A 12,922-nucleotide genomic window follows, 5' to 3' on the forward strand; every position below is an offset into this window, starting at 1 on the left:
GGGATCTTTGCGTAAACGCTCCGTCATTCCCGCGAAGAGCCTGCTCTGTACTTGATTCGGGGCGGGAAGCTAGCGGCCGCGCAATCTGCTAACCCATGCGTAGGGGCGACGCATGCGTCGCCCCTACATCTCTATTCAAAGGTCCCAATAGTGAGAGGAAGAAGGACGACGGCCCGCTTCGAAGTGAAGGGCCCGGTCAACGCGACCCGCTACCTAAGCGTTTGGTAGGTAGAATCGTACTGGTGCGCGTGCTAACGTCCCGCTGCTGCGGAATGTTGAGCCGCGCGGGCTGCCGACGACGACTGGGCGATCGCGAGATGGACAGGACGAAGCGACAAGCGGCCATGGCGTGGTTGCGGCGTCGAGTGTCCCTGCCCGCCAACCCACTGGTCCGCCACCACCATCCCATCTGGCGCCGCGGCTGGGCCCGCCAAAGATCCCTCGCGGCCGCCGGCGCGTTTCTCCTTGGCGTCACGCTGCTCGGCCACGTCAGCCCGGCGCAGGCGTCCGGGATCAGCATCCGCCTCTTGGGCCTGGCGACACGGGGCACAATTTCGATTTGGGACGGGGCCAGTATCGACCTGTCCAACCTGGATGCTCACCAGACCTACGAGGTCGTGGTGACCACCAGCGACCCCACCATCGTGGGGATCGGCGACTGTTTGGGCGCATCGGAATGGCACACGTTCACGGGATCAACGTTCCGCAGCCTATGGTTCGCCATTCGCGCCTGCACGCCGGGACAGGCGACGGTCACGGTCCAGGTATTCCTGGCCGGGGCCAACAGCGCCGCGGCCAGCGTGAGCCAACATGTGACCGCGTTACCTATGCCCAGCGTGGTGCCGCACCAGCGGGCGGCGGCCGAGCGGGCGGTGGCCGAGCTGGCGGATGTCAAGCCGCCCAACCAGCACGTGCGCAATTTCCTCGCCGGGGGAATCGTGGTGCAGCGGCCGTTCCCCCCGCGTCTGTCCGGCTACGTAAGCGCCGCGACCGCGACGGCGACCATAGTGAACTGGGCGACGTGGTGGGCGTCGCCTCCCACGGGCGGCGTGGACATCATCGGCTTCCAGATCCGGTATTGGCCGAATGACGAGCCATCCCGAGTTACATCGGCAGCGATCGCCAACCCGTATGTCTGGCAATACAGGCTCACTGGGCTTGCGGCGAACACGTGGTACACGATCAATATGCGCGCCTGCACCAACCAAGAGGACTGCACGGCAGCCGAGTGGTCATACGACTACCAATTCAAGACGCCGCCGGGCTAAGTGCAAAATCCGGAGTTGGAGGCGCGCGGGGATCACACCATCACGTCCTCGAATGGGTGAGAGCCATGTATCCAGTCTGCACGCTCTCAGAGGGGGAGCGGGAAGAACGACGGCCCGCTTCGGAGTGAAGGGCACGATCAGCGTGACTCGCTACCTAAACGTTTGGTCGGTAGCTACGTACTAGCGTGCGTGCTAACGTCCCGATGTGCCGGGATGTTGGGCCGCGCGGGCTGCCGGCGACGACAGGACGTTCGCGAGATGCGCAGGACGAAGCGACACGCGGCCGTGGGTTGGTTGCGGCGTCATGTGCCCCGGCCCGCCCACCCACCGATGCGCCACCACCTAACCATCCGGCGCCGCGGTTGGGCCCGCCGGATCGCCCTCGGGTCGGCTGGCGCCTTTCTCCTTAGCGTCGCGCTGCTTGCTCACGTCAGCCCGGTGCAGGCGTACGGCTACAGCACCCAGATCCAGGATCCGCAAAGCGGGATCATCATCCACCTCTGGGACCTGGTGCCAGATATCGCAATTGCGCACGGGGACGGGGGCAATATCGACCTGGGAAACCTGGATCCTCACCAGACCTATGAGGTCATGGTGTCCACCAGCAACCCCTCGATCGTGGGGATCGGTGATTGTTTAGGAGCATCGAGATGGACCACGTTCAGGGGATCACCGTCACGCAGCTTGTGGTTCGCCATTCGCGGCTGCGCGCAGGGCCAGGTGACGGTCACGATCGAGGTGTTCCCGGCCGGGGTCGACAGCCCCGCGGCCAGGCTGGTCTACCCTGTGACCGCGTTTCACATCCCCAGCGTGGTGCCGCACCAGCGGGCGGCGCTCGAGCGGGCGTATGCCTCGCTGGCGGACGTCGAGCCGGTCAACCAAAACGTGCGGAATTTCCTCGCCGGGGGAATTGTGGTGCAGCGGCCGTTCCGGCCAAATCTGACCGGCTTCCGAAAAAGCGCGACCGCGACAGCGACCATAGTGAGCTGGCATACCTGGTGGGCGTCGGCTCCCACGGGCGGCGTGGATATCATCGGCTACCAAATGCGCTACTGGCCGGATCATGATCCGTCCAGAATTTCGACGGTGGAAATAACCGACGGGAGTGTCTGGCAGTACAGGATCACCGGGCTTGTGGCGAACACGTCGTACAAAATCAATATGCGCGCCTGCACTAACCAGGAGGACTGCACGGCAGCCGAGCAGACAGGCGACTACGAATTCAGGACGCCGCCGGGCTAGGTGCGCTGTCTGAAGTCTGAGGAGCGCGAGGACCACACCACCACCTTGGCCTCCGGGTGCTCGGCCAGCGCCACGAATTCGGCCCGCAAATCAATTAGCTGTCTCCCCGCAAACGGCCCATCCTGGTCCTCCGCCGACACGGCTTGATGTGTAAACCATGTCTCCGGTCTGCACACTCCCAGAGAGAGTAAGGACGACGGCCCGCTTCGGAGTGAAGGCCACGATCAGCGTGACTCGCTACCTCAACGTTTGGTCGGTAGCTACGTACTAGCGTGCGTGCTAACGTCCCGCTGTGCCGGGATGTTGGGCCGCGCGGGCTGCCGGCGACGAGAGGGCGATCGCGAGATGGGTAGGGCGAAGCGACACGCGGCCATGGCGTGGCTGCGGCGTCTTGTGCCCCTGCCCGCAAATCCACCGGTCCGCCGCCACCATCCCATCCAGCGCCGCGGCTGGGCCCGCCGGATGACCCTCACGGCGGCCGGCGCGTTTCTCCTGAGCGTCGCGCTGCTCGCCCACGTCAGACCAGTGCAGGCGTACGCCTACAGCACCCAGATCCAGGATCCGGAGAGCGGGATCATCATCCATCTCTGGGACCTGGTGCCTCGGATCGAAGTCACGATCTGGGACGGAGGCACTATCGACCTGGGAAACCTGGATCCTCACCAGACCTACGAGGTCCTGGTGTCCACCAGCAACCCCTCGATCGTGGGGATCGGTGATTGTCTGGGAGTATCGGAATGGACCACGTTCACGGGATCACCGTCACGCGGCCTGCGTTTCGGCATTCGCGGCTGCGCGGCGGGCCAGGTTACAGTCACGATCCAGGTGTTCCTGGCCGGGGTCAACAGCCCCGCGGCCAGCCTGGTCTATCATGTGACCGCGTTTCACATCCCCAGCGTGGTGCCGCACCAGCAGGCGGCGCTCGATCGGGCGTATGCCTCGCTGGCAGAGGTCGAGCCGGTCAACCAGAACGTGCGCAATTTCCTCGCCGGGGGAATCGTGGTGCAGCGGCCGTTCCCGCCGATTATGTTGGGCTACAGACGCGCCGCGACCACGACCTCGACCCTAGTGAACTGGGCGACCTGGTGGGCGTCGGCCCCCACGGGCGGCGTGGACATCATCGGCTTCCAGATGCGGTACTGGCCGAATCATGAGCCGTCCAGAATTACGACGGTGGAGATCACCAACGGGTATGCCTGGCAGCACAGGATCACTGGGCTTGCGGCGAACACGTGGTACACGATCAATATGCGCGCCTGCACCAACCAAGAGGACTGCACGGCAGCCGAGTGGTCATACGACGGCGAGTTCAAGACGCCGCCGGGCTAGGTGCGCCGTCGGGAGTTTGAGCAACGCCGGGACCACACGATCACCTTGGCCTCCGGGTCCTGGGCCAGCGCCACAAACTCGGCCCGCAAATCAATCACCTGTCGCTCCGCAAATGGCCCATCCTGGTCCTCCGTCGACACGGCTTGATGTGTAAACCATGTTCCCGAACGGGTGTAAACCATGTCTCCGGTCTGCACACTCCCAGAGTCAGAGAGAGAAGGACGGCGGCCCACTTCGGAGTGAAGGGCACGGTCAACGCGACCCGCTACCTAAGCGTTTGGTCGGTAGAATAGTACTAGTGCGCGTGCTAGCGTCCCGCTGTTACGGGATGTGGGGCCGGACGGGCTGCCGGCGACGACAGGACGATCGCGAGATGGGCAGGACCAAGCGACAAGCGGCCACGGCTTGGCTGCGGCGTCATGTGCCCCTGCCCGCCAACCCACCGGTCCGCCACCACCATCCCATCGGGCGCCGCGGTTGGGCCCGCCGACTGACCCTCGGGGCCGCCGGCGCACTTCTCCTCAGCGTCGCGTTGGTCGGCCACGTGAGCCCGGCGCAGGCAACCGGGATCGGCATCCGCCTCTCGGACCTCGTGTCACGGATCGCGGTTTCGTTCTGGGACGGGGGCATTGTCGAGCTGTCCAACCTGGATGCTCACCAGACCTACGAGGTCGTGGTGTCCAGCAGCAACCCTCGCATCGTGGGGATCGGTGACTGTTTGGCGGCATCGAAATGGAGCACGTTTACGGGATCACCGACACGCAGTTTCTGGATGGTCATTCGCGGCTGCGCGCAGGGCCAGGCGACGGTCACGGTCGAGGTGTTCCAGGCCGGGGCCCCTAGCGCCGCGGCCAGCCTGAGCCACCACATGACCACGGCGCCGTTCCCCAACGTGGTGCCGCACCAGCGGGCGGCGCGCGAGCAGGCGTTGGCCTCGCTGGCGGATGTCGAGCTGGCCAACCAGCACGTGCGCAATATCCTCGCCGGGGGAATCGTGGTGCAGCGGCCGTTCGCGCCGCGTCTGTTCGGCTACGTAAGTACCGCGACCACGACCACGACCATAGTGAGCTGGGCGACCTGGTGGGCATCGGCGCCCACGGGCGGCGTGGACATCATTGGCTACCAGATGCGCTACTGGCCGAATCATGATCCATCAAGAATCTCGACGGTGGAGATCGCCAACCCGAATCTCTGGAAGTACAGGCTCACTGGGCTTGTGCCGGACGCGTGGCACACGATCAAAATGCGCGCCTGCACCAACCAAGCGGGCTGCACGGCAGCCGAGTGGTCATACGGCTCTCAATTCAGAACGCTACCGGGCTAGGTGCGCCATCGGGAGTTGGAGGAGCCCACGCGCCGCATGCACCTCGGCGACGGCGCCAACCGAAGTGACGCCATGGGCCCCAGCGACCACTGTCAGATCTCCATAGATGCTGGAGAAGATTCCGCGTAGAGACGCCAGTTGGGTCGAGGCTCGATCATGGCCGTAGCAGACCTCGCCTGAGACGCACCGTCACGGGACGGAGTGCGGCGTCGGTTCGAGCCCCAATCAACAGGTTCCGCACGCATGCTGGGCGTGGTGCGCGGCACCCCCGGCGGGATTCGAACCCACGACCGTCGGCTTAGAAGAACCGCGGGAAAAACTGCCGCATTTGAGCGACGCCAAACCTGTAACGGCTTCGAGGCCGATTTACAGGCCGTTGCCCCCTTCTTGGAGCAATGGCACGGAAATTCTACGTTATTTCGAGGAGAATTCCGCCTGCGCCAGTGCCAGAAACTCACGGGTCACGGCCTCGAATGCGGGTCGCCGATAGGCGGCCCATTGTTGCTGGCGACTACGCAGGCCCGGCCGATTTGCAATCGAGGCCACGGGCCGGCCTTCACAATAGAGTTGCAGCGCAAGTACTTGTCTTGGTGTCAGGATCGCCGATGCCGGATCCATGGCCTGGTGCAGCAGCACTCGGACCGCATGACCGTCGGCGAAGGCACTGCGTCGGTAGCGTTGGTGCGCCAAGCGTTTCACGCCTGGGAGGCCAACAAGTGCCGAGTCGAGCAAGCGATAGCCGTCGGCCTGGTGGCGCAAGGCGTCGTCGACCCACCGGAAGTACGCTGCGAACGACCGACGGCCGCGGCGCGGCGCACATGCCCCTGCCTTGCGATTGGCATCGTGGCGGCCTGGGGCGTCCGCCGACTCCAGTGGAAGGAGCACTATGGCTTCAGGTTATCGATGCAGGGCCGGGGGTGTGAATGCAGGATTCCGTAGGTTCGACGAATACGATGCACCTGCGATCGGTTTCATGGCCAACACCTTGGCCCCCTAAATGAGCACTTCAGGCTGGCCTCAGCGCTCCCGCTTAGGCTCGGAACCTCCAGCCGCAAACACTCATCCAGTCCGCCAACCTCGACAAGGGTGACATTGGAGATGCAAGATTTCGTAGGCCATCGAACGAACAGCACCTTGAGTGTCAGCAAGCGATGTGATAGTCTAGTTGTAGAAAGTTCAACCTCATGGAACTTCCTCGTCCTTGGAAATCTCACGACAAACACCCAAAGGCATCACTGAGCGAAACCGGCTGCTGCTCGGATCTATCTATCGCAACCTCAGCGGGCCGTTTTCTGTACACGAGGCCAGCGAGGTGCTCAGTCTTGGCACTTCGAGGACTCGACGACTTCTAGCCTACTTGGCCGAGCGGGGCTGGCTCGTTCGCGTACACCACGGCCTGTACGCGCAAACTAGCATCGAAGCGGCCGAGCCGAGCGAGTGGCGCCACGATCCCTGGATAGTCGCAGCCAAGATCCTTGGACCGACTTACTATTTCGGGGGCTGGAGCGCCTGTGAGCACTGGGACCTCACAGAGCAAGTGTTTCGGACTTCCGTGGTCTTCACCACTCGTCGCGTGCGAAGCACGGATACCGAGATCCACGGCTTCCCAATCCGGATACGGCGCACGGCTCTCGACAAGATGTTCGGCCTGCGCTCGGTATGGCGCGAGCAGAGCAAGTTGAACCTGTCCGATCCCGCCCGGACAGTGATTGACATTCTTGACAGCCCGGAACTGGGAGGCGGCATCCGACATGTTGCCGATGTCGTTTCGACGTACTTCGACGGTGACCATCGCAATGACGCACTCCTCGCCAACTATCTTCAGCAGATTGGAAACCGATCGATCCACAAGCGACTTGGCTACCTGATCGAAGCTCTCGATGTGTGTGCCCCTGAGCTTCGACGGGCGTGTGTAGAGGACATGAGTGCGGGTGTCAGTCTTCTCGACCCAAGCCTGCCAAACCGTGGTTCGGTAGACCGACGGTGGAATCTACGAGTGAATGCCAAAGGCCTCTCGACAAACACGGACCGTTGATCACCAAGGCAGACATCAATACAAGAGTTCAAGAGTGGGGCCTCCGCGAGGACGTAGTCGAGAAGGACTACGTGATTGGCTGGACGCTTTGGGGTATTGGCTCGCATCCGCAGCTGTCGATGGCATGGGCATTCAAGGGCGGGACGTGCCTAAAGAAGTGCTTTATCGAGACCTACAGATTCTCGGAAGATCTCGACTTCACGGTTTTGCCAGAAGGACCGGCCAATCCTGATCAACTCCTGCCAATCTTGCAGCAGGTCTTCGAGAGCATCTACGCAGAGTCCGGGATCGACTTCCGGCAGCGCGATCCAGTTCTGCGGGTGCGGCCGAATGGTGAGTCCGTTGAAGGCCGCATCTACTACCAGGGCCCTCGGGGCGCACCCGGGTATGCCAGCATCAAGCTTGATCTCACTACAGCAGAAGAGGTAGTGCGCCCCACCGTGCTACGGCCCATCGGGCACCAATACCCTGACTCGCTTCCGCCACCTGCGACAGTGCGGTGCTATGGCTTTGAAGAGGTCTTTGCTGAAAAGCTCCGGGCCATGGGCGAACGCTGCCGTCCGCGCGATCTATATGACATCGTCACCCTATTCCGACGGCGTGACTTTCGGCCCTTCGCGGACCTCGTCCAGGCAGTTTATGTCGAGAAGTGCAAGTCAAAGGGAATCCGCGTCTTTCGAATCGACGATCTCCAATCTTCGCCATTCTTGGAGGAACTGAAGAGTGAGTGGGTGAACATGCTCGCTCATCAACTCCCGGCAATGCCGCCGTTCGCTGATTTCTGGAATGAGTTGCCTCGCTTGTTCAAGTGGCTCAGCGGAGAATCCGAGCCAGACCACCTATCACCGATAGCAGTCAGCAACGATACAGACGAGGACTGGAGTCCACCACCTACTTCATATGTTTGGGGCCAAGGCATTCCCTTGGAACCCGTGCGTTTCGCCGCAGCCAATCACCTCTGCGTTGACCTCCACTATCAGGGCACTGTCCGCCGAATCGAGCCCTACAGCCTGCGCAAAACTCGCGCGGGGAATCTGCTCCTCTATGCCGTGAGATCCGCAAGCGGCCAGATTCGCGCCTATCGCGTAGACCGGATTTCGGGGGTTGAGGTTACCAGTGTCCCGTTCCGCCCAAGATTCGTCGTCGAATTCACAGATTCTGGCGAACTGACGGGACCACAAGTCCGGCGGACCGGACGGCGACTTGGGATCAGTCCTCGAGCCAGACGGCGATCCAGCAGACCGCGACATGTGTACATCTTGGAGTGTCCTAGCTGCGGAAAGAGATTCAGACGCCTCAAATACTCCTTGAACTTACGACCCCACAAGGAGCCTCGAGGCGACTACCGCTGCTACGCGCGTTCTGGGTTCTTGGTCGAGCGTCGGTACGAATAGCGGCTGCCTCGATCCCATTCGTTGCAGAGCCGGCTGAAATGGGGCCGGCCCTTTTCCCAAAGGCACAGAAGCGACCTGGAATCCTTGTATGTTCCGCGAGACTAGGACTATCCACGGTGACAGTAAACGGGCCGGGGCAGCCCGATCCTCTCTTGGTCGTCAGAGACCGCAATTGAGCAGGGCCGTCCCACCCCAGCCGCTGACGCAGAGCCTCCACAGTTGCCGGGGCCGTCAGCAAAAGCCCGAATCTGCAAGGCAGGGCATGTGGCCAGCGTGGCTGGCGGGCACCCAATGGCGCCATCAGCGGACTTAGCGGTTGGGATCGATGTGGCCAAGGCCCAATTGGACATCGCGGGCGAGCCAAGGGGCGCGATCTGCCGGTGCCGGGCGCGCGGGGCCGCATGCGGCGCTTGCAGGGGCAGCTTTCGGCGCTGCGGCGCACCCGCATCGTGATGGAAGCCAGCGGCGGCTACGAGCGGATCGTGGTGGCCACCCCTGAATCGGTACAGCGATGCCCGGCGGAGCCGCCGCAGTTCCTGGGGCGGGCAGGCCCTGGTCCGTACCGCGCTCTGCATGGCCGCGCTGACCGCCATCCGCGTCAACCCCCGTCTTGGCGACTACTACCAGCGCGCCATAGCCGCTGGCAAGTCGCCCAGGTTTAGCCCCGCCGTCTGCGTTGACAAGCTCCTCGTCCCCTGCAACGCACTCTGCCACAAGCAGACTACGTGAGGCCTCGCCATGGTCCAACTGTCAACGTCCAAACAAAGGTGCTTCTATGTCTATCGGCAGTTATGTCCATGCCACCAGCCGAAGTACTTTAACCACCGACCAAATGCATCTACTTATAGGTTGGCATGGTCGGATGGCAGTCGTCAAGGATGAAGTGCAATAGAGATATCAGAGTTAGGCAGTCGACCGCATCCTCAATATTCCGATGCCACTTTATCTTGGGAGTATGCGACATCGGGTTGCGAAAGAATCTAGTACAACCGCTCAAGAGATCGAGGAAGCCATCATGCTCATTCTTTTGGCTGACAGTCACAAGAGTGTTGAAAGCCAGAGTAGAATATCCCCCTTGACTTTGCGATGGACGTTCAAAGGTCTTCCTCATCAATGCCAGGCCATCAGCGCTGTATCCGGTCTGTTCACGAATACGTTCTGCCAGCCCTTTGTATGCTTCTACAACGGCGTGGAAATAGTTTTCCTCCATATACTCTGCCTTGCAGTATCTTCGGACTTCATGGTGGATTCGTCGGAACCTCAGCTTGTTTTCTAACGCCGCAGCCCTTCGTTCAGCCTCCGACAATGTGCGAGTTGGATCAACATTGTGAAACTGTCCATCGTCCCTGTATTCCACTCCGCAGAAACGGAGGATGCGATTCAATCCAGCGCAGAAATCTCGGAATCCTTCAGGATTTTCAGAATAGATCACGGGTTCGTTGAGTAACTTGATCAATTGCAACACACCGCTGTTGCCGCTCCGGTTGAACTGAAAGCGCAAGGCATGGCGGAGTCTGTCCCTCTTCGATGGCTTAATCACACTATAATGGATGCTACGCTGCATCCCCATCGACCTGTAATAGTCTTCTTCCTCTTCGGACCGTTTCAGGATTGTCTCCTCAATTCCAAGTTCAGCAAATCTGCGGTCTAGCACCTTATGTGTGTCGCGATCGCTAACCAGATAGTCCGCCAACTCATCCAGTGCTACCGACGTGAAGGAATGTGTGGCCATGCTCCTGCGATCCCCTTCCTTTCCTCGTCTATTGTGTGATGCCCCGTTATCCGCTGTGATTCAGAGCCACGCGCCAGCTGCGGCTATCGAGGCATTGATGCAAGTATGTGCAGTAGGTGAACGGACGTAGACACAAGCTCCGCTACAAGCGAGGCGTCTTTCGCTGTAGCCCTACGATCATGCAGAACTGCGCTCGTAGCTTTGACAACCCCGCGGACCGCTCTCCGCAGGGCCTCGTTTCCTCCGCCCGCAAGTGTCGCCCCGATGTATGCGTCGAGTAAACGGGCAGCGTCAGTCTTGCTCGGTACCTTGCCATCTTCGCCGGCGGCTTCGGCCGGATCAATGACGGCCTGAGCGAGCGAGATCATCACCTCCCGGCCAAGGTGACCGACCGCCTGATAGCCTTCCTCCGACGTGGCGCGAGCGAGTTGCTCACGCATCTCCCTGACCTGTCGATCCACTTTTTCCCACAAAGTTGGCTCGGGATCCGCACGGATTAGGCTAACTGGCCTGGCACCGTATGCTGGTTTGCCGGAAATTCGGTCAGTTTCGACGAGGTGAAAGCCATCCCGCTCGAGCGAGCGGTTTATGGCGGCCACTAAAGCAAGCGCCTCCGTTTCGTCAGGCACTACCAACGGATGGACCACCGCTTCAAGGAACCTCAGGAAGTCGTCGTCCGGTCCACCTGTCAGATTCAGCCGCTCCAAGAGAAGGTGCGAATCGTCCCAGTCACGAAAGCCCATGTGCGTCGCGATATCGGTGGTGGCCGTCCTAAACCGACTATCTTCGGACGGCATTTCATCGAGAGGCCAGACACGCTTCAGAAAGTCCATGTAGTCGAGTCTCCCGTGGAAGGAGGCATCACGCAGGACGAGCATGTCGACAATGTCCCTCCTCGTGCCCTCCCGGATCGCGTCTTGGTGCACTTCCAACTACAACTCCCTTCCAGTCACGAATTCCGGGCCTCCCGAATTCTGAATGTCGCGCTTACCTGCGGCGAGGCGAATGGACCGACTGTTCTGGCAGTCTGCCCTGTCCACATCAGATGGAGTGAAGATGGCCTTTTGACGGGATGTAGACGACTGCACGCCAAGGCCCCGCTGAGCCCGCAGGCGACCAAAGTGTGAATCGCATGCGTTACAGCGATGAACCCCGCCGGCGCCCAGTCCGCTTCCACCGTCGCTTGAGTCCGACCGCGAGATATGCGGGTGCCCTCGATTGCGTGCCCACCTCTCGAGCATTTCTACCACCTGTGCGAGACCATACGGTTTCAGCTGGCCACGGTTTCCAATACTTCTTCTAGCGTGCCGCGCGAAACGCGGTCGTCGTCCCAGTTGGCACCGAATATTGTCGTTCAGCGACGCCGGGAATTGTGGAGAGTCGATCAGCCAATCGAGGGGGCCACACGGCACTGACCAGACGCGCCTATGCGGGAGAACGCGGGCCTATGCGAGCAGTTTGGCAAGGTGAAGGGAGCCAGCTGCCAATCACCAGAGCCCATGTCGTGGAGGTCCTCATGTACGGCGTGGAAGGAGTTGCAGGTCTTCGCGTCGTCTTAGAAGAATCGCGGGAAGAACTGCCGGGTTTGAGCGACGCCAAACCTGTTACGGCATCGAGGCCGATTTACAGGCCGTTGCCCCCTTCTAGGAGCAATGGCATGGAAATTCTACGTTATTTCGCGGAGAATTCCGCCTGTGCCAGTGCCAGGAACTCCCGGGTAACAGCCTCAACCGCGGGTCGCCGATAGGCGGCCCATAGATGCTGGCGACTGCGCGGGCCCAGACGCGCAGCAATTGCGGTCATTGGGTGGCCCTCACAATAGAGCTTCAGTGCCAGGACCTGCCGTGGCGTCAGCGCGGCTGAGGCCCGATCGATCGCCTGCTGGAGGAGCGCTCGCGCCGCATGCACATCGGCGAAGGCGCTTCGTCCAAAGCGCTGGCGTGCCAGGCGTCTCACCCCAGGAAGACCTACCAGCGCCGAATCAAGTAGGCGATAGCCGTCCGCGCGGTGGCGCAAATCATCGTCGACCCACCGGTAGTACGCCGCAAACGACCGGCGCCCGCGGCGCGGCGTGCGGTGCACTTGCCGCCGCCCGGAGATTGGCATGGCATCGGCGGCCTGCGGAATCTGATTCCTCCTAGCGCACGGGCGGTTTGCACTCAGGGTGCCAAGCCAAGGATCCCGAAGGAAGGCAGGATTCCGGAAGAACGGACTGTCGACTTGCACTGAATATGCCGCTTTGCAGATGCAGTCACCGATTTCGACCAGATCCCAAAGGGTTACCGCAAAACCTCAATCCTCTTTGCACACGTGAGTCTCCGCCAGGCCAGTGACGGGACTGATCGCCGAGTCGAAGTCAACGGTCACCGGCTGGAAGACCAGAAGGACAGAGCGGCCACAGGACGGGACACAACTCACTAGACTCGATCTCGCTACAAGCAAGGATGTCGATTCTCGGCTAAAGCAAGTTTCTTGCCGACTGCCCCTCAACAGGTTGCGTGCTTCGGTACGCGGCCGCGGCCCATTCTTGAAAGTTGCCGACTTTCCCGGACTCACTTATCAGTTAAGGGTCGACGAGCATGCCGGCGACGCTGAGAT

The 12,922-nt window shown here is 61.4% G+C and carries 9 protein-coding genes; 6 read left to right on the plus strand and 3 right to left on the minus strand.

All coding sequences use genetic code 11. The features are described 5' to 3' along the window. The first annotated feature begins 344 nt into the window (after positions 1 to 344). From OXG33_14955 to OXG33_14970, 4 genes are all read left to right on the plus strand, one after another. A complete protein-coding gene (locus OXG33_14955) occupies positions 345 to 1,268 on the plus strand; it encodes a fibronectin type III domain-containing protein (protein MCY4115213.1) in 924 nt (307 codons plus the stop codon). Positions 1,269 to 1,706: 438 nt separating this feature from the next. Next, complete coding sequence (locus tag OXG33_14960) at positions 1,707 to 2,510, plus strand: fibronectin type III domain-containing protein (protein MCY4115214.1); 804 nt, start codon at positions 1,707 to 1,709, stop codon at positions 2,508 to 2,510. Positions 2,511 to 2,855: 345 nt separating this feature from the next. Then, positions 2,856 to 3,839: a fibronectin type III domain-containing protein gene (locus OXG33_14965; protein ID MCY4115215.1), complete on the plus strand. Its 984-nt coding sequence runs from the start codon at positions 2,856 to 2,858 to the stop codon at positions 3,837 to 3,839. A 373-nt stretch (positions 3,840 to 4,212) separates the two neighbouring features. After that, positions 4,213 to 5,163 carry a fibronectin type III domain-containing protein gene (locus OXG33_14970; protein MCY4115216.1) on the plus strand — a complete coding sequence of 317 codons (951 nt, stop codon included), beginning with the start codon at positions 4,213 to 4,215 and terminating at the stop codon, positions 5,161 to 5,163. Between the two features lie 414 nt (positions 5,164 to 5,577). On the opposite strand, the gene OXG33_14975 is transcribed toward OXG33_14970, so the two are convergent. Further along, positions 5,578 to 5,799, minus strand: a complete 222-nt coding sequence (locus OXG33_14975) for a hypothetical protein (protein ID MCY4115217.1) — start codon at positions 5,797 to 5,799, stop codon at positions 5,578 to 5,580. Positions 5,800 to 6,364: 565 nt separating this feature from the next. Here OXG33_14975 and OXG33_14980 point away from each other — a divergent pair. Then, positions 6,365 to 7,198: a type IV toxin-antitoxin system AbiEi family antitoxin domain-containing protein gene (locus OXG33_14980; GenBank protein ID MCY4115218.1), complete on the plus strand. Its 834-nt coding sequence runs from the start codon at positions 6,365 to 6,367 to the stop codon at positions 7,196 to 7,198. A 71-nt stretch (positions 7,199 to 7,269) separates the two neighbouring features. Then, positions 7,270 to 8,592 carry a nucleotidyl transferase AbiEii/AbiGii toxin family protein gene (locus tag OXG33_14985; protein MCY4115219.1) on the plus strand — a complete coding sequence of 441 codons (1,323 nt, stop codon included), beginning with the start codon at positions 7,270 to 7,272 and terminating at the stop codon, positions 8,590 to 8,592. 838 nt (positions 8,593 to 9,430) lie between these two features. On the opposite strand, the gene OXG33_14990 is transcribed toward OXG33_14985, so the two are convergent. After that, a complete protein-coding gene (locus OXG33_14990; GenBank protein MCY4115220.1) occupies positions 9,431 to 10,324 on the minus strand; it encodes a TIGR02391 family protein in 894 nt (297 codons plus the stop codon). An 83-nt stretch (positions 10,325 to 10,407) separates the two neighbouring features. Continuing rightward, a complete protein-coding gene (locus OXG33_14995) occupies positions 10,408 to 11,250 on the minus strand; it encodes a hypothetical protein (GenBank protein ID MCY4115221.1) in 843 nt (280 codons plus the stop codon). Between the last annotated feature and the right edge of the window lie 1,672 nt (positions 11,251 to 12,922).

Source organism: Chloroflexota bacterium (assembly GCA_026708035.1).
Classification (GTDB): domain Bacteria; phylum Chloroflexota; class UBA11872; order UBA11872; family UBA11872; genus JAJECS01.

What these genes read in the sequence shown, in the direction of transcription:
- OXG33_14955 (MCY4115213.1), top strand. Translation starts at nt 345, where the DNA reads ATGGCGTGGTTGCGGCGTCGAGTGTCCCTGCCCGCCAACCCACTGGTC.
- OXG33_14965 (MCY4115215.1), top strand. Translation starts at nt 2,856, where the DNA reads ATGGGTAGGGCGAAGCGACACGCGGCCATGGCGTGGCTGCGGCGTCTT.
- OXG33_14970 (MCY4115216.1), top strand. Translation starts at nt 4,213, where the DNA reads ATGGGCAGGACCAAGCGACAAGCGGCCACGGCTTGGCTGCGGCGTCAT.
- OXG33_14990 (MCY4115220.1), bottom strand. Translation starts at nt 10,324, where the DNA reads ATGGCCACACATTCCTTCACGTCGGTAGCACTGGATGAGTTGGCGGAC.